The sequence below is a fragment of the Lawsonibacter sp. LCP25S3_E2 genome, from assembly GCF_052117285.1.
Lineage (GTDB): Bacteria > Bacillota > Clostridia > Oscillospirales > Oscillospiraceae > Lawsonibacter.
In genome coordinates, this window is sequence record NZ_JBQKJL010000010.1 from 93,467 (window position 1) to 111,043 (window position 17,577).

Genomic DNA, 17,577 nt, shown 5'->3' on the forward strand with positions numbered 1-17,577 from the left:
CCATTTAACGCTGATTTAATGTTAGAAGAAGCTGTCCGGAAAAGCAAGGGGAAAAATTACCGAAAGAGGGGCAAAATTTTATCCAGGCGCAACAGTATGCAAAAATTTCTCCACATGTTTTTGTCTATTTCGTCTAATTTAAATGCTGTTCAAAGGCAAACAGCGCCTTTTGGCTGTCCATGGTGAAGAGATTTTCCCGGTCCACGATTTGGGTGGAGGTGTCCACCGTGCTCTCCAGGCTGCCCCCCTGGCCGCTGAGCAGCTTATAGGCACTCTCCACCCCCAGGTATCCCATGGCATAGGGGTTTTGCACCACAAGCGCATCCACGCTGCCCTCTTGCAGACCATCCACAGTAATGACATTGGAATCAAAACCCACCAAAAAGATATCCTCTGAGCGGTCCAAATCTTCCACCGCCCAGGCCGCTCCCACGCTGGTGGGCTCGTTGAAGGCCAGCAGCACATTGATCTGGGGATTTTCCTCCAACAGGGCGATGGTGTCCTCCCGTGCGGATTCCGCCTGGGCCAGGGTGTTGATGACGGCCGCAACATTGGCCCGGCCGCTCTCCTTCAGAAGGTCCACCGCTCCCCGCTCCCGCTCCTGCCCGTTGGCGCTGCTGATGTCATAATTGACAATGCCCACCTCCAGATCACCGTCCACCCGGTCCAGAGCGGCCTGGGCGGCCATTCGTCCGGCGGCATAGTTGTCGGTGCCGATGTAGGTGCTCACCGCCTGGGAATCCACGCTGCTGTCAATGGCTACAATGCTCACACCCTTTTGGGAGGCCTCGTCAATGGCAGAGGCATTGTTTTCAAAATCAATGGCGGAAAACACCACCGCTTCTGCTCCATCCTCCACCGCCTGGGCCACCATGCGGTTTTGCGTCTCAAAATCCTCCTCCGTCTCAGGGCCCATAATGCTCAAATCCAGGTTATATTCCGTTGCCGCGGCCTCCGCCCCGGCAAACACAGACAGCCAAAACTCCGTCTGGGTGGATTTTGCCACCAGGGCCACAGAGTGCCGGGATGCCGAAATGCCTTTGGAGGAGCAGGCACACAGGCAGCACAGTGCCAGCACCACGCCCAGGGCGGCACGTTTACTTCCCTTCATAGTCTCCCTCCCGTATCTTCGGCATACGGATCTCCACACAGGTGCCCACATCCGGCTCGCTGGTGATATGCAGCCCGTAGTTCTTGCCAAAATAGATTTTCAGCCGGTCGTTGACGTTTTTAATGCCAATGCCCGTGCGGTCATGGGGGCCATGCTGCATGATGGACTCGATCTGCTGGGACGTCATCCCAACGCCGTTGTCCTGAACGCAAAACAGGATGTCCTCCCCCTGCTGATACACCCGCACCTCAATATGTCCTTCTTCCACCAGCAGGTCAAGCCCGTGGTTGATGGCGTTTTCAATAATGGGCTGCAGGGTAATTTTATTGCAGTAATAGGACAGGCACTCGGGCTCTACGTCAAACTCGTAAGTAAACTGGTTCTTATAGCGGTACTTCTGGATCTGGAGGTAGCTCTCCGCGTGCTCGATTTCCTTCTCAATGGGAATGAGCTCATGGCCGCGGCTTATGCTGATGCGAAAGAGTCTGGCCAGGGCGTGGACCATCTTCACCGCATCGGCATTGCGCCCCTGCTCACACATCCAGGCAATGGAATCCAGCGTATTATAAAGGAAGTGGGGGTTGATCTGGGCCTGGAGCGCCTTGAGCTCGGTCTTGCGCAGGTTGATCTCCTCCTCCCGCACCGTGGTCATCAGCTGCTGAATGCGCAGTACCATGTGTCCAAAGGATGCGGACAGCTCCTGCACCTCCCGCGTCCCGCTCACAGGGCGGTAGGTGAAGTGGTCTGCGTCGGTTTCAAAGCTCTCCATGGCGGCAGCCAGCCCCCGCAGGGGCCGCCCCAGCAGATGGGACAGCAGCCAGCTGGTGAGCAGTGCCGCGGCCAGCAGAACCCCCGCCAGCAGGAAAGACAGGCGGATCATCTCATGGACATTGCGGTTGACCAGCTCGTCCACATAGCTCACGCCCACGATCCGCCAGTCGCTGCCCTCTACGCTGGTGATGCAATAAATCACCGTGTCATCAGCGTAGGCGCCGTCCGCCAGAGTTGCCAGCGCCGGGGTATTCTCTGCCTTCAGGCCGGAGTAGAGCAGCTGCTGCTGGGGATGATAGACAATGTTGCCCTCCTCATCCATTAAAAAGCAGTATCCCCGCTGGCCAATGCTTACGTTGCTGATGTAGCTGGAGATGCTGGAAAAGCTCAGGTCCAGGGACACCCACGCCGCCTCTCCGGCCTGGGTCAGGGGGGCCGTCATGGTGACCACCCAGGGGTAATAGCCCTCAAAGATGGTCTCCACATGGGGGGCCGTCATATAGGCCCCCAAATAATCTCTGGCCTTTTCCAGGTCAAAGGAGAGGTTTTGGAAAATTTCCTCCCTAGGTTCCCGGCCCAGCGACCAGCAGTCCAGCAGCTCTCCCTCTCGGGAATAGCTGGTCACCGCCACCACATCAGGGCGAAATTTTAAAAAGGCGGACAGCAGCTCATCCCGGCCCTCCGCCTCCTCCCACATGGACTGCTCCACCAGCTCCATGGCCTGATTCATATCGCCCAGATAGTTGCCCACCGTGTTGGATACCTGAGCCACCGCCTGGGCGGTGCTGGTCTGGGCGCTTTGTACCATGGCGCTGCGGTAACGGTCCAGGAAAATGGTAATGAAGCAAAACAGCATAATGGCCACCACGCCCACCACCATAGAGACCAGAATGGTGGTGGTGCGCAGACCCGTGGAGAACGTTTTCTTCACACCCCTTCACCCGCCTTTTCTGTGCCCACCCGGCGGCGCATGGCGTTGGGGGATTCCCCACAGTACTTTTTAAAGCAGTAGCTGAAATAGTGCTGGTCGGTGTATCCGCACCGCTGGGAGATCTCCTGAACACGCAGGTTGGAGTGACAGACCATTTCCCGTGCCGCCTCCATCCGTTTGCGAATGAGGATATTGATAAACGTTTCCCCAGCGTATTTTTTGATGCAGGCGCTCAGATGGTTGGGACTTACATCCAGCATTCCGCTCAGTGACACCAGTGAGAGGCTTGCATCCATATAATACTGGTCCAGGGTATCCAGGGCCCGCTTGCACAGCAGGCTCCCGCCCTTCACCGCCGGGGCAAGGTCGCTGATAAACTGGGCTCCTCCCTCGTTTTTATCCCCCTGACGCAGGGCCTCCATGGCCTCCCGATAGGCATCGTGGAGGGCCGTGAGACTTTGGGCCATCCGGCTGACGCCAATGCGGCAGCGCTTGCCCAGTACCCGGAGGGCCATCTGGGGGATCTCATCGGTTAAGATATGAAGATACTCATCAAAATCCGAAGGGTTTCCCAGCAGCACGGAAATGACCTTTCCCGATGCGAAAAAGCTCACCGCCCGCAGGTATTTCAGGGCCAGCCGGTCCACGGAGGCTGCAAAGGAGGGGGCCGTCTCATTGGTCCCATCCTCCCCCAGAAGGGTGGAGACCATCACCGTATAGCAGGGCCGGTCGTCCCGGTCCCGGAGCAGGCCGCACTGCCGGGCATATTCCTCCGCCTGGGCCTCTCCCTCGGGCTCGGCATAGTCATCCAGCACCAGGGGCATCAGCATAGCCGCCCGCAGGTCCTGGCGGTCCGGCCCCGGCACAGTCTGGCGAAACATGGCAAACTGGGCGTCAATCTTCTGGCGAATGGTCCGCAGCTCCGCCCCCAGCCCCTCCAAGGTAAGCGGCTTGAGCATGTAGCTGATGATATTATATTGGATCGCCTGCTTGGCATATTTAAAGTCGTCGTAACCACTTAAAAAGGCAATGTTGGTAGCCGGGCGCACCTCCCGCACCTGGCGGGCCAGCTCAATGCCGGAAATAAAGGGCATGCGAATATCGGTGAGCAGCAAATCGGGCTCGTACTTTTCCACCATCTGCAGGGCATCCAGTCCGTTGCTGGCGCTCCCCACCAGGCAGAACCCATAGTCCTGCCAGGGGATCATGGTACATACCGCCTCTCTCAGCTCATCCTCGTCGTCGGCAACCACCACGGTATACAGCGTCTTGGGGGTCATGTCAGCACCTTCCTTTCCCGGAGAACGGCGTGTTATAGGTTCTCCGGCGGTGTTTTGTCTATTATAACAGATTCTTAATGTTCCCTCAAATGTTTCTTCGGTGCAATCTTTCTGTAAAAAATACATATTTTTCCAGTTATCTGCACCCAGCTCTCCCTGCATTCCATTTGCACTGCGCCGCCTGGTATGGCATAATGGGTCCATAGTGTCGGCTGGCCGCCGGCCGAATGTTCTGTTTTCTGGAGGGATCCCCATGGCCCATATCGTTCCGCTCACCGATCTGTCCGCACCTCAGCTAAGCCCCTACGTGGGATTGACCCACGCACAGCTGCGCAGCCGCCGGGACCCCCAGCAGGGGATCCTCATTGCCGAGAGCACCAACGTCATCTCCAGTGCCCTGGCCGCCGGCTGCCAGCCTCTCTCCCTGCTGATGGAGCAGCGGCAGCTCAACACCCTGCCCCAGGACTTTTTGGACCGCTTTGGAGCGGTCCCCATTTACACCGCTCCCAGGGAAATGCTCTCCCAGCTTACCGGCTATGAACTTACCAGGGGGATTTTATGTGCCATGCGCCGCCCCTCCCTGCCCAGCGCCCAGGAGCTGTGCCGGACCGCCCGGCGCCTGGTGGTGCTGGAACACATCACCGACGCCACCAATGTGGGGGCCATTTTCCGCTCTGCCGCTGCCCTGGGTATGGATGGGGTGCTCGTCACCCCCTCCTGCTGTGACCCCTTCTACCGCCGGTCGCTGCGGGTCAGCATGGGCACCGTCTTTCAAATCCCCTGGGCCTGGACGGGCGAGGACTCCTCCCAATGGCCTCAGCCCGGCCTGTCCCAGCTCAAAGCTCTGGGCTTTCAGACCGTAGCCATGGCTCTCAACCACCGTTCCATCCCCATCGACCATCCGGCGCTTGCCCAGGCGGACAAGCTGGCTATCATCCTGGGCTCTGAGGGCAATGGGCTGACCGAGCAGACCATCGCAGACTGCGACTATGTGGCCCAAATCCCCATGTGCCACGGGGTCGACTCCCTCAACGTAGCGGCAGCCGGCGCGGTCATTTTCTGGCAGCTGCGGCCGCGATAAGCGGTCCGGGCTCAATTTTCCACGGCCTCATTCCGGCCTGGAACGCCCGCTGGCACGCTGCAGCGTCCTATTTTCCGCGTTGCCATCGGGGACACATCCAGAGCAGAGGCAGCACCAGCCCTTCGGAGCTGGCGGTTATTTTCCTTTTTTCGACAAAGCGGCATTGCTTTGCTTCCCTTCCAATGGTACAATAATATCACAATTATCTACCGGTCCTGCACGAAAGGCCCTGTTATCACCTAGGAGGAGAATGAAATGAAAGTCCTTCAGACTAAGCTTGCCGGCATTGTTTTGTCCCTGTCCATGATCCTTTCCCTGGCGTTGGTCCCCGCACTGGCCGCGGACACCTCCGTTCATAGCGACGGAAACGAAGCTTCCTCATCCGCCACCGGGACCAAATGCTCCATCAAGATTCAAAGCAGTGAACACGGTCACATCACGGTCTCACCGGAGGAGGCGTATCTTTTTGATACCGTTACCTTGACCGTCTTTCCAGACGACGGCTATCGAGCGGGGCTGATCACGGTGACCTCTGACAGCGGGAAAAACCTTTCCCTGTCCTCCACGGGAAAAAATCAGTACTCCTTTAACCTAAACCACACCGCCGTCACCATCACCGCCTTCTTTCTCCCGGCCCAGATTCCCGTAGAGAAGGTGTCCTTTTCCGATGTCAGCGACTCTGCCTGGTACCGGGATGCGGTATATTACGTGGCAAACAAGGGCATTATGTCCGGCACCAGCGCAGATACCTTCGAGCCTGACGACACCCTCACCCGTGCCATGACCGCCCAGATCCTCTATGCCATGGAGGGCAAGCCCAACTTCGGCTCCATTAATTTCGGGGACGTCACCTACGAAGACTGGTACTGCGATGCAGTGGCCTGGGCCAATGCCAAGCAGATTATGACCGGCTACGAGGAGGGCCGTTTTGGCCCTAACACTTCCGTCACGCGGGAACAGGTAGCCTTGATTCTCTTCAACTATGCCAAGCTCCACAACTATGACACCCGCGCCTCCAGTGACCTGTCCGACTTTTCTGACTATGACAGCATCTCCACCTGGGCGAAGAATGCCATGCCCTGGGCCGTGGGCGTTGGGATCCTGTCCGCCCGTGACGGCGATCGTCTGGAGCCTGGGGCTCCTGCCACACGGGCTGAAATTGCCCAAAGTCTTATGCAGTTTTGTGAAAATGTAGCCGAAACCCCTTGACCCATTGCTTCCCAAAGCGGGCCGGAGCATATGCTCCGGCCCGCTTTTTTAAAAAGCCCTTCAGGTTCAGAGAGGAGCTTTCCCTCTCCCCTTCCCTGGCTGGGAGGTTTTTCCTCTCCCTCCGGCTTGGAAGGCGGGGGCAAAGATGGTATCCTATTGTCACAACTCGGACACAACCGCCCGCTATACTGACCGTGAAAGGAGGGGTACTATGGAACACGTCTTACTGGTGGAGGACGAACCGCGCCTGCGCAGCATTGTGCGGGACTACTTCTCCGCCCATGGTTTGGAGTGCGACCTGGCCAGGGACGGGGAGGAGGCCCTGGACCTTATGCGGGACCACGACTACGATGCCATCCTCCTGGACATCCTCATGCCCCATTTAGACGGCTTCGGGGTGTGCCGGGCGGTGCGGGAGAACAGCGCCGTTCCCATCCTCTTTCTCACTGCCCTGGGAGGCGAGGAGGACATGCTCCGGGGCTATGCCCTGGGATGTGACGACTATGTGACCAAGCCCTTTTCCCTGGCGGTGCTGCTGGCAAAGACCCAGGCCCTCATCCGCCGCAGCCGGGGCACGGGGGAGGCGGGGCTTCTCTCCTGGGGGGCCATTGGGCTGAACACCCGCAGCCGCCTGTGCAGGGCCGGAGGACGGGAGGTCAAGCTCTCCCCACGGGAGTATGACCTGCTCCTGTGTCTCATGCGAAACCGGGGGCAGGTGCTTACACGGGAACAGCTGCTGGACAAGGTGTGGGGCCTGGACTTTGAAGGAGATGACCGGGCGGTGGACACCCGGATCCGCAGCCTGCGCGCCGCCCTGGGGGATGCGGGAAAACAGATCAAGACGGTGTTCAAGACCGGATACCGGCTGGAGGAGGTGTGAGCATGAAACCAAATCGCCCCAGAAAGCTTCGCTGGCGCCTGGCCCGTGCCCTGATCTTCTCCACGCTGCTTTTGTGGCTGGGCTTTGTGCTGCTGATGTACAACAACCGCCTGGGCGAATTAGAGAACTCCGTCAGCAACATCTACCAGCGGACGCGAACCAGCCTGCAGCAAAGCATTAGGACCGACCAGGAAAACCGGGCCAGCGGCCTGGGAGCGCGGGCCGATCATTTGCTCATGCGCAGCCTCAGCAATTTGCAGTTGGACGGAATTTACTCCATGGACGGCGGGACCGCCCTGGCCGTCCAGACGGGCGGCAGCCTGGTGCGCAGCCAGATCACCTGGGGCCTGGGCCATGAGGCCAGCGGCGAGCAGCCATGGTTTCTCTACTTTGACCAGAGGCTGGATGACCAGGGGCAGTTGGAGTTTACCCGCTGGATGATGGCCCACCGCAGCGGCTGGTCTTACGAACTCTTTCCGCCCGGAGAGGGCCCTCCCAGCGAAAACGGAGGCGAAAGCACCGCGGACGGCACCTTTGCCCGGATCACCGGCGTGGAGCTCCCCGGCGGCGGGGTACAGGTCCAATGCCTTGACCTGGTCCACCCGGACGGCAGCCAGGAACGGGTTTTAGAGACGGACACCTCCGGACAAAGCAGCATTACCCTGGATCTCGTCCAGATGGAGGTGCGCAGCGTGCTTCTCCCTGGCCGTCTGGGCAACGGGAAGGATGAGCCCATTCACATGGAGCGGCGTCTGGCCAGCTTTCGGGAGGCCCAGGCCATCATCGACCGGGACCGGGCGGGAGAACGCCGTCCCGTGCTGAAGGATGGGGGACAGATGTCCTCCGGCACAGATCAAGATGGAATTTCCTATTGGTACTCCATCCAATGCGATCTCTGGCCGGTGGTTCTGGAGGAACAGTGGGGGCTATACTTGCTCTCCTTGGGATTTGCCGCGGCGGTCCTGCTCCTCCTCTCTGCCCACCTGTCCCGAAAGGTGACCGGGCCGGTGGAGGAGCTGAGCCGGGATGCCCAGCAGGGCCTCTGCCGGGAGGACGGGCCGGTGCAGGAGCTCAACACCCTGGCCGGCGCCTTCAATGCCGCCCAAGAGCAGCTGGAAGGACAACTCCAGCGGGAGCGGGACTTCACCCGCGGGGCTGCCCACGAGCTGAAAACTCCCCTGGCCATCCTGCGCACCCACGCCGAGGCCCTGCGGGAAGATATTGACCCCCAGAAGCGGGAAGAATATCTGGACATCATTCTGGAGGAGAGTGACCGTATGGCCCGGCTGGTGGGCAGCCTGCTGGAGCTCTCCCGGCTGGAGGCGGGCACCTCCCTTCGCCGGGAACCCATCGACCTGGCCGTCCTGATGCGGGAGGTATGGGCCCCCCTGTCCCTCCAGCTGGAACAAAAGCACCTTACCCTATCTCTGGAGCTGGAGAAGCTGATGGTATACGGGGACCGGGAGCGGCTGCGGGAGATGGCGGACAACCTGGCCTCCAACGCCCTGCGTCACTCCACGCCCGGCACTCCGATCCAGGTCACCCTGAGGCAAGAGGAAGGGGGCATACGCCTCACCGTCTCCAACGACGGCCCCTCCATCCCGGAGGAGGACCTGCCCCACCTCTTCGAGCCCTTCTATCGGGGGGACAAGGCCCGCAGCCGTCAAAGCGGCGGCACCGGATTGGGACTTGCCATTGTCCGGGCCGGGGCTCAGGCTCACGGGGGCAGCTGCGGGGTGGAAAACCGCCCCGGCGGCGTTTCCTTCTGGGTCTTTCTCCCCGTGTAAGGTCCTTTTTCGCACACAGCCCCAGCACGCGCCCTTCGTCCCCTTACAACAAAAGCTATGGGATACGCCTTTTTGCGGGTATCCCATAGCTTTTTTCGGTTCGGATCAAATTCCAGTCCGGCAATTTCTCCCACGCCAGCGGGCAGGAGATTTTTACGCTTTGGCCAGATTTTTCAGCTTTTCCAGGTCCACAAGCTCCACGGTCCCCCGGCTGAGCCTGACCATCCCCTCATTCTGAAAGTACCGCAGCATACGGGTGACCACCTCTCGGGCCGAGCCCAGATGGTTTCCAATGATCTCATGGGTCAGCTTCAGCTGGTTGCTTCCCTCCAGCCCGGCCTCCTCCAGCAGAAATGAAGCCAGGCGCTGGTCAAAGCTTTTCCACATGATCTGCTCCATCAGCCACATCACTTCTGAAAACCGGCTGGCCATGATCTCATTGGTATAGTTGGCCAGAGGGGCGGATGCCTCCATCATGTTCTTGTATACTTCGGCGGGAATCAGCCAGAACGTGGTATCCCGCTCCGCCTCTACCGTAATGTCAAATTGAATGCTGTGCATCATACAGGAGGCAGAAAACAGGCAGATGTCCATTTCAAACAGCCGGTAAAGGGTGATCTCCCGCCCTTCCTCTGAAAGGATGTAGGCCCGCAGCTGCCCGGAGCAAACCAAAAGCAACCCAGTGCAATCGGCCCCGCCATTATGAAGGACCGTTCCCTTTTTCACATTCTGCCGGCTGGCCGACTCCAAAAGCGTCTGCTGCTGCTGCGCTGTGAGCTGATCCCACACCGGAAAATATTGTGCAAGCTCCATAATTCGCCTCCTTGTCCTCCTCCACCCACACCGGTGGAGCAAGTGTGATTTGATGGTATCACAAAACCGCCCCCCGCGCAACCGCTCTCTGGCCCCTCCCTACAACATGGGGCAAAAACCTTTTTTCCTCCCATTGCAAATACAAATTCGGCCTATTTTGGATACATTCTCCCCTTTTCTTTTCTCTTCGGATATGCTATGATGAATCGGGTTTAAACGCAGAACCCCTGTTTGTTCAACTGATGTGAGAGTGGAGGAGTTTTTCCGTGAAATTTTTCCGCAGCTTTTTGCTGTTTGCCTGTGACAGCGTCATCCTTTTGGCCGCTACGCTGTTCTGCCTGTTTTTTTCTCACTGGTTTCACGAAAACCTGCCTGGACGGCTTTTATATCTGGCGGTTCATCTGGCAGTCATGTACGCCTGTGTTACCATTTCTCAGCTTATTTTCCGTACCTATGCCAGTCTATGGCGGTATGCGGAGAGCCGAGAGTACATGACCCTGCTGCTGGCAGCTTTCTTTGGCTTTTTTGTTTATGAAATCGTCGCCCGCACCCTGATGAGCCAGGTGATTATTTCGTTTATTACCCTGACTGCCATCGGCGGACTGTGGGTGCTGGGCATGCTTTTGATCCGTTTTACCTACCGCCTGTACCGCAATCACGTCCATTATAGGAAGGGCGACCATCAGGTCTCGGCGGCAATTGTGGGCGCCGGTTCCGCCGGCCTCCAGCTGCTGGAGGAGCTGCGCAGCAACCACGAAAGCAAATTCCGGGTGGAGTGCTTCTTTGACGACGATCCTGCCAAAATTCATAAAACAGTCCACGGCATCCGGGTCCAGGGCTCTATTTCCCAGGCCCCTGCAAGACTAAAAGCCCTGGGTATCCGCAATGTTTTTGTGGCTATCCCCTCCGCAAACGAAAACCGCCGTCACGAAATTCTCCAGTCCCTCTCCAAGCTGGAAAACATCCACATCTCCACCCTCCCCAGCACCATGGAGCTCATTGACCGCAAACCCATCCGCGGCCAGCTCCGGGAAGTACAGATCGAAGACCTTTTGGGCCGTCCCCCCATTGTGATGGATCCCGCTCCTGTGGATGCCTTTTTGGAGGGAAAAACGGTGATGGTCACCGGCGGCGGCGGCTCCATTGGTTCCGAGCTCTGCCGGCAGATCGTCAAGCACGACCCCCGCAAGCTGATCATCGTGGACATATATGAAAATAACGCCTACGACATTCAGCAGGAGCTTTTGTACCGCTATGGCGGTCGGCTGGACCTGTCGGTGGAGATCGCCTCTGTCCGGGACCTGGAGCGTGTGCGTCAGCTCATGGAGCGTTACCGCCCCAACGTGGTATTCCACGCCGCCGCCCATAAACATGTCCCCCTTATGGAAACCAGTCCCCAGGAGGCCATCCGAAACAATGTGTTCGGCACCTTAAATGTAGTGCGCGCTGCCAACGAATTTAAGGTGGAGAAGTTCCTTTTAATTTCCACTGACAAAGCGGTAAACCCCACCTCCGTTATGGGGGCCAGCAAACGCCTTTGCGAAATGATCCTCCAGTCCATGAAGGGCTACAGCACCACCGACTATGTGGCCGTACGCTTCGGCAATGTACTGGGGTCCAACGGCTCGGTGGTTCCCCTCTTCAAGCGGCAGATTGCGTCAGGCGGGCCTGTCACAGTAACGGACAAGCGTATTATCCGCTACTTTATGACCATTCCGGAGGCGGCTCAGCTGGTGCTCCAGGCGGGAGCGCAAGCCAGAAAGAACGAGCTGTTCGTCCTCAACATGGGGCAGCCGGTGAAAATTTTGGATCTGGCGGAAAACCTTATCCGCCTGTCCGGGCTGGTGCCTTACCGGGACATCGAGATCGTGGAAACCGGCCTGCGCCCCGGTGAAAAACTTTATGAGGAGCTGCTCATCGCCAGCCGGGATATTGAGCAGACGGAAAACAGCCAGATTTTTATTGAGCGCCAGCCGGCCATTACTCCCCGGGAAATGGAGCATAAGCTAAAGTTGCTGCGCGCCGCCCTGGAAGAGAACAGCCCTTCTGCCATTCGCCGGGCTCTCCACGAGGCAGTCCCCACCTTCCACGAGCCGGAGGAAGTGAACCGGCTGCAAGGGGACGATGTAGAGGTTCCTGATCATACCATTGCCCGGACTACAACTAAAATTGGTTAACGTTCTTTCTTATGTCGGCTGCCTTTATGCAGCCGGCATTTTGAAATCAACGTGAAAAAGGGATGGCCATTTAAGGCCATCCCTTTGATTATTATCCGTTCTGAACCGCTGCAATGGCTGCTGCCAGGTTCAAATATGCCTCCAGTCCCTGCAGGTTTTGCTCACGCACCGACTGAGCCGCATCCACCAAGGCCTGGTTTTCTGCGTCCAGTGCAACATCCGAGATCAGGACCTCATTTGCTTGCTCCATCTGCGTCTGAATGGCCAGGACTCCATCTACAAAGTCATTCACCTGGGTCTCATTCAGCTGCATAAATACCGTAGAACACAGCTTCATCGCGCTGTTCCATGCCTCTGCATTGGCCCGCTCCTGCACAAGGCCCGTCTGAAGGGCCGCAAAAAATCCTTCCAGGTCACCCAGGGGCAAATAATAGTAATATGCCGCCCTGTAGCAGGCATCAAACTCTTCGGTTGCCATCAGCTTCTTCGCACAGCGCTGAGCTATCTCCAGTCCGCTCTGTCCTCCCTGCTGAAGGCCGGCCGCAATCATGTTGACCTTATAATCCTGATCGGTGTAACAATCCATCCAGTCCAGCCGGCTCATGGTGCTCATAAACTCGCTATAGCTCATATTGCTGCTGTCTATGCTCTGAAACTCTTTCTGCGCCATTTGACTGCCCAGGATCAAAGCCGCGGTGACCACCATCCACAACAGCATCCCTGCCAGACCGCACACGCCCATCCAGAAGCCCTTCTTGCCCTGCACGGGCTCCTGATACGCCACCACCGCCAGCAAAAGCAGCGTAAAGGCAGCACACTGATACATTCGGATGGAGAAGGATATTTCCATAAGTCCGTGCAGGTTCATCATCACCCAGCAGGTCAAAAGCGACGGGGCCAGCAGGTCTCCCTTGTCGGTACGCATCCGCTTGACCAAAAGCCACGCGCACCCCAACAGGAATGCCAGAAACGCAGACAGTCCGATAAGGCCTGTCTCATTCATCACCTGCAGCAGGTGGTTATGCAGGTAGAGGGATTCGTAATAGTAAAGCTGCACGGAGCTGAGCAGGCCATCTGTGGAACCCAATCCATGGCCGATCAGCGGAGACTGGGTGAACAGCTTCATCCCGTCAATGTCATACTGGAATCGAAGCAGGAAGCTGCTGTCCTCCAACAGATTCTGCTGCAGCCGGCTGACTATGGTATCCGGCAGGAATTTGTATGCCATAGGGATCTGCGTCCCATCGGACAGGGACAGGCTGCGCATCTCCACTCCCGCGGGGCCCCTCACTTGGAGCAGCACACGGCTGATCCCCTCCGGCACAGTAAAGGCCGCTCCGCTCAAAGGACCGTTATAATAGGTCTCCGTTTCTCCCAGCATGGTCTGCTCACGGGTGGCACCATACACACGCACTGTGATCCCATCGCTGCTGTCCCAGTCTCCGGTGAGGGTATAGCTCTCTCCGGCGGTCACATCCACGCCGCGGTAGAGATAACTATCCTCGGTAAACACATAGGGCTCTGTCTGGGAAAAGACAAAGAACACACCAGCCACGCCGAGAACTGCCGCCCCCGCCAGCACCAGCGCGATCCACCGGCCCTTGCCCTCCAGCACCTTCGCTGCACCCCGGCCCAGAAGCTCGAAGAGCAGCCAAGCCAGCAATCCGCCGGGAATTCCCAGCCAGGTGCCCATAGTGGACCCGGCCGTCAGCAAGGAGGAAGCTACAACACCGGAGGCCAGCCCACACGCTCCCAAAAACAGCAGGGAAAAGAACACCTTTATGCGGTTTTCCTTCCCCGCAAGGAGCAAATAGGCCAGCACAGACACAGCAAAGCACAGTATAGCGCCGCGGCTTACCGCCACCACAAATCCAGTCACGGAGACGCAGGCCAGCAGGCTGGCTGCCAGCCGCTCCAGACGGTTTCGTCCGGTTACCATGAGATAGACGCCCACAAAAATCGCCAGTGCCAGCAAACTGCCGGTCAGGTTGGCGTCATTGTAGATGCCGTTCATACGGCTCCCGCTGATCAGGATCTCCTCTCCCAGGGACAGATAGGTATTGGCCCCCAGCATTCCGGCCAGAGACGCAAACCCCTGAAACAGCGGTCCGCTGCAGGCCAGGTCCATACACAGCAGGGAAATGACACTGCACACCCCGGAAAAGCCCCACAGCACTCCCCGGACGGAAGACCGGCGTCCTCTGGCCACCAAAAGGAGAGCCAGCGACCCCGATGCCAGAAGCTTGGGAATCTCCTTAATGGCGTAGGAGCCGAAATCTGTGTAGACACTTCCCAAGGTACATAGCAACAAAAATGCCACAAACCCCAGCAAGGCCACCCCTGCCTTTGACCGTATCTGCGTCCTGGCATTCCTTCCCAGAGAAAGAAGGATGGCCAGTCCCCCTAAAATCAATGCCATGTTGCTGGTCTGTATGGTCATGGCAAGGAAGAGCAAAATGGAATACCAAACAGGGAACCACGTTTCCAGAGGGCCGGTGGTCTCTTCTTGCTTATGCACAAATTGAGCGCGCTGGACATCCCTTTGCCCGGCGCGTATCTTCTTTTCCTTCATTCAGAACTTCCCCCAGCTATGCGTGTAAAATTCAGGAATTCGATCAATGTGTTATTATACCATCCTTTTTCCTGTCTGTCCACAAAACAAATGCGGTAAAATGCCATACTTTCTGTTTCAAATTTGCTGCACCAAGTTTATCCAGGTCCTTGCTGACAGTCCATTTGGGTGCGGCATTTCACATTTTCCCGCTTTAAAACGTCAGGCTGCCCCATATGCGCCGGTCTCTTTGGGATCCTGTTTGCCGGTATCCTTCCCGTTTGGGGACGCAGACAGACCGCAATACGCCCCCTTTGGACATGCCCCACTTTTCTGACAGGGACCATTGGCCCACCGAATACATAAGATAATGCGGGACCCATTCCCAGAAGGAGGTAACACACATGGGTGTTACAAATTCCAATAAAGTCATCAACACCGACCGCATTGCCTGTGACGGCAGTGCGAAAGTGACACTGGCGCTGACCGCTGCGCCGGATATTGTTTCCAATCCCACGGACATTGTACTTGTGTTAGACCGCTCGGGCAGTATGATCGGCTCTCCGCTGGCCGACCTGAAGCTGGGAGCCAAAACCTTTATTGATATCATTGACGAGGCCACCGACAGCAGCCAGGACGGCCAGATCGGTTCCGGCAGCCGGATGGGGATTGTCAGCTTTGCCAGCACCGCCATGGCAAACACCCAGCTGATTACCTCAGTGGACAATTTGAAAGCCGCTGTGGATTCTTTGACTGCTGCCGGCAACACCAACCATGCAGACGCATTTCTCAAGGCCACTGAGCTATTTGACCCCGCATCTCCCAACGCCAAGGTCATGGTCATGTTTACGGACGGCAACACCACCACCGGGCTGCCTCCCGCCCCTGTGGCGGCGGCGGCCAGGGCCCAGGGCATTATCATTTACTGCATCGGCCTCATTGGCTCCGACGGTCTGGATATCAATGCTCTGAACAGCTGGGCCACCGATCCAGACGCCTCTCATGTGGCGGTGACCCCGGATGCCGCTTATTTGGAGGAGCTGTTTGCTGAGCTGGCCGCCAACATCTCCAAGCCCGGCGCCACTGACATCGTCATTGACGAAGTCGTCAACCCGGACTTTGTCATTACCAGCATTTCCTCTCCCACAAAGGGATCGGCCACCATGCTGGACACCCGCTCCCTGCGCTGGACGATTCCTCAGTTGGGGGTAACCTCCAGCGAGAGCGCAACCCTGGACTTTTTTATCCAACATGTAAGTCAGCAGTCCGGGACCAAACTGGTCAATGAGTCCATCACCTATTCGGACCAGGAAGGAAACCTTGTGGTTTTTCCAAAACCTACCGTGACGGTCGCATGCGACATTGTGGTATATCCCGAAGCATGCCCTGAGCCGGTGGATTTGACCGCAGAGTGCTGCCAGGATTCTGTCGTCGTGGACCTGGGAGACGTCTACCTGCAGTCTCAGGGGCAGATCATCCAGATGGATGTGACCCTCAAGCATGTCTGCCCCGGCAAGCGGGTGGCCTTGGCGGCCATTCTCACCGAGGTAGACGAGGACGGCCTGGAACACCAGCGGGGTATGAAAGCCATGACCATTCCCGCCCACGATTCCCCCATGTGCCGGGATATCTTGGTCAAGTGCATTCGGTTCGTTCTGCCGGAGGATCTGAGCGTATCTTGCCGGGACATGTGCTCCTCACGCACCTTAAAAGTTCGCTTTTTGGCCAACAGCATCGATACCGATTATCGCTGCTGCGAGTCGATTATTACCCTGTAACCCGTCACCACCGCTTGTTCAAGCGGTGGTACATATCGTTTCCATGTCATCCCCCTCAACGCCGCAAAGCGCCCGATGGGGAATTCCTCCCATCATTCCCGCTCCCCTGTTTACAACCAGCCCGCCGGTTGCTATACTGGAGTTGCCCCAGTACACAACCCCTTCAGGGGCATTTCCATAACAGAAAAAAACAGGCTGCTGCTTTTATAGGAGGACATATGGAACATATTCTTGATTTCAATCAAAAGCATGGGTTTATCTGCGACATGGACGGCGTGATCTATCACGGCAACCGCATTTTGCCCGGCGTACCAGAGTTTATTCAGTGGCTGCATGACGAAAACAAGGAATACCTCTTTCTGACCAACAACAGCGGTTATACCCCTAAGGAGCTGCAGCAGAAGCTGGCCCGCATGGGACTTGATGTGTCGGAAGAGCATTTTTACACCAGCGCCCTGGCCACCGCCGCCTTTTTGAAGGAGCAGGCCCCCGGCTGTTCCGCCTTTGTCATCGGGGAAGCCGGCCTGTTCAACGCCCTTTATGATGCGGGCATTACCATGAACGACGTCAACCCGGATTATGTGGTGGTGGGCGAGGGCCGCGCCTATTCCCTGGACACTCTGACAAAGGCCACCAACCTGGTATTGCACGGCGCCAAACTCATCGGGGCCAACTCCGATGTCTCCGGCCCCATTGAAAACGGCATCGCCCCCGCTTGCCGGGCTCTGGTAGCCCCCATCGAAATGGCCACCGGGACCCAGGCCTACTTCTGCGGAAAGCCCAACCCGCTGATGATGCGCACCGGACTTCGGATGCTCCATTGCCACTCCGCCGATGCCGTCATGGTAGGCGACCGGATGGACACGGACGTCATCTCCGGCCTGGAAAGCGGCATGTCCACCGTTTTGGTGCTCTCCGGCGTGTCCACGTTGGAGACGCTTAAAACCTACGCCTACCGTCCCACCGCGGTGCTCAGCGGCGTGGGTGAGATTGTAGCCCAGGCCTGCGCCACCAAATAAATCTTTGCCGCTGCGCAAAGCCACCTTGGGCAGCCCGGCTGCTCTCAACCGATCCAAAAAACACTCCCGCCTTTTGGGCCAATGTCACTTAGTTAGCAAGTAAGGAACCTCACAAAGGCAGCACACAGCAAAGCGAAAGCAAGCTGTGTGCTGTCTTTTGCGACATTAGGGCATGACAACAAAGCGGAT

Annotated in this window: 12 protein-coding genes; 7 read left to right on the forward strand and 5 right to left on the reverse strand. The window is 57.6% G+C overall.

The window, feature by feature from the left end:
* Positions 1 to 133: 133 nt before the first annotated feature.
* From ACTQ3R_RS10395 to ACTQ3R_RS10405, 3 genes are read right to left on the reverse strand one after another with little or no spacing between them, the layout of a single operon-like run.
* The gene (locus tag ACTQ3R_RS10395; protein WP_441779181.1) at positions 134 to 1,111 is read right to left on the reverse strand and encodes a substrate-binding domain-containing protein; all 978 of its coding nucleotides are present in this window, start codon (positions 1,109 to 1,111) and stop codon (positions 134 to 136) included.
* Complete coding sequence (locus ACTQ3R_RS10400) at positions 1,098 to 2,813, reverse strand: cache domain-containing sensor histidine kinase (RefSeq protein WP_441779182.1); 1,716 nt, start codon at positions 2,811 to 2,813, stop codon at positions 1,098 to 1,100. Before ACTQ3R_RS10400 ends, ACTQ3R_RS10395 begins: the two co-directional genes overlap by 14 nt.
* Positions 2,810 to 4,093, reverse strand: coding sequence for a response regulator (locus tag ACTQ3R_RS10405; RefSeq protein WP_441779183.1), 1,284 nt, complete (start codon positions 4,091 to 4,093; stop codon positions 2,810 to 2,812). The genes ACTQ3R_RS10400 and ACTQ3R_RS10405 overlap by 4 nt, the downstream gene beginning before the upstream one ends.
* Before the next feature lie 253 nt (positions 4,094 to 4,346).
* Between ACTQ3R_RS10405 and ACTQ3R_RS10410 the strand changes: the two genes are divergently transcribed.
* The 4 genes from ACTQ3R_RS10410 to ACTQ3R_RS10425 all read left to right on the forward strand — a co-directional run bounded on the left by ACTQ3R_RS10410 (position 4,347) and on the right by ACTQ3R_RS10425 (position 9,050).
* Positions 4,347 to 5,174 carry a TrmH family RNA methyltransferase gene (locus ACTQ3R_RS10410; protein WP_441779184.1) on the forward strand — a complete coding sequence of 276 codons (828 nt, stop codon included), beginning with the start codon at positions 4,347 to 4,349 and terminating at the stop codon, positions 5,172 to 5,174.
* Positions 5,175 to 5,429: 255 nt separating this feature from the next.
* On the forward strand, positions 5,430 to 6,383 hold the full coding sequence (locus ACTQ3R_RS10415) for an S-layer homology domain-containing protein (protein WP_441779185.1): 954 nt from the start codon (positions 5,430 to 5,432) through the stop codon (positions 6,381 to 6,383).
* Positions 6,384 to 6,594: 211 nt separating this feature from the next.
* A complete protein-coding gene (locus tag ACTQ3R_RS10420) occupies positions 6,595 to 7,263 on the forward strand; it encodes a response regulator transcription factor (protein WP_441779186.1) in 669 nt (222 codons plus the stop codon).
* A gap of 2 nt (positions 7,264 to 7,265) precedes the next feature.
* Positions 7,266 to 9,050 (forward strand): sensor histidine kinase, encoded by a 1,785-nt coding sequence (locus tag ACTQ3R_RS10425; protein WP_441779187.1) that lies wholly within the window; start codon positions 7,266 to 7,268, stop codon positions 9,048 to 9,050.
* Positions 9,051 to 9,203: 153 nt separating this feature from the next.
* On the opposite strand, the gene ACTQ3R_RS10430 is transcribed toward ACTQ3R_RS10425, so the two are convergent.
* Entirely contained in the window at positions 9,204 to 9,863 is a 660-nt protein-coding gene (locus ACTQ3R_RS10430) for a Crp/Fnr family transcriptional regulator (RefSeq protein ID WP_441779188.1), read from the reverse strand.
* A 266-nt stretch (positions 9,864 to 10,129) separates the two neighbouring features.
* On the opposite strand from ACTQ3R_RS10430, the gene ACTQ3R_RS10435 reads away from it, so the two are divergent.
* The gene (locus ACTQ3R_RS10435; protein WP_441779189.1) at positions 10,130 to 12,040 is read left to right on the forward strand and encodes a polysaccharide biosynthesis protein; all 1,911 of its coding nucleotides are present in this window, start codon (positions 10,130 to 10,132) and stop codon (positions 12,038 to 12,040) included.
* A 91-nt stretch (positions 12,041 to 12,131) separates the two neighbouring features.
* On the opposite strand, the gene ACTQ3R_RS10440 is transcribed toward ACTQ3R_RS10435, so the two are convergent.
* On the reverse strand, positions 12,132 to 14,612 hold the full coding sequence (locus ACTQ3R_RS10440) for an O-antigen ligase family protein (protein ID WP_441779190.1): 2,481 nt from the start codon (positions 14,610 to 14,612) through the stop codon (positions 12,132 to 12,134).
* Between the two features lie 383 nt (positions 14,613 to 14,995).
* On the opposite strand from ACTQ3R_RS10440, the gene ACTQ3R_RS10445 reads away from it, so the two are divergent.
* Complete coding sequence (locus ACTQ3R_RS10445) at positions 14,996 to 16,369, forward strand: vWA domain-containing protein (RefSeq protein ID WP_441779191.1); 1,374 nt, start codon at positions 14,996 to 14,998, stop codon at positions 16,367 to 16,369.
* 218 nt (positions 16,370 to 16,587) lie between these two features.
* Entirely contained in the window at positions 16,588 to 17,388 is an 801-nt protein-coding gene (locus ACTQ3R_RS10450; protein ID WP_441779192.1) for an HAD-IIA family hydrolase, read from the forward strand.
* Positions 17,389 to 17,577: the final 189 nt, after the last annotated feature.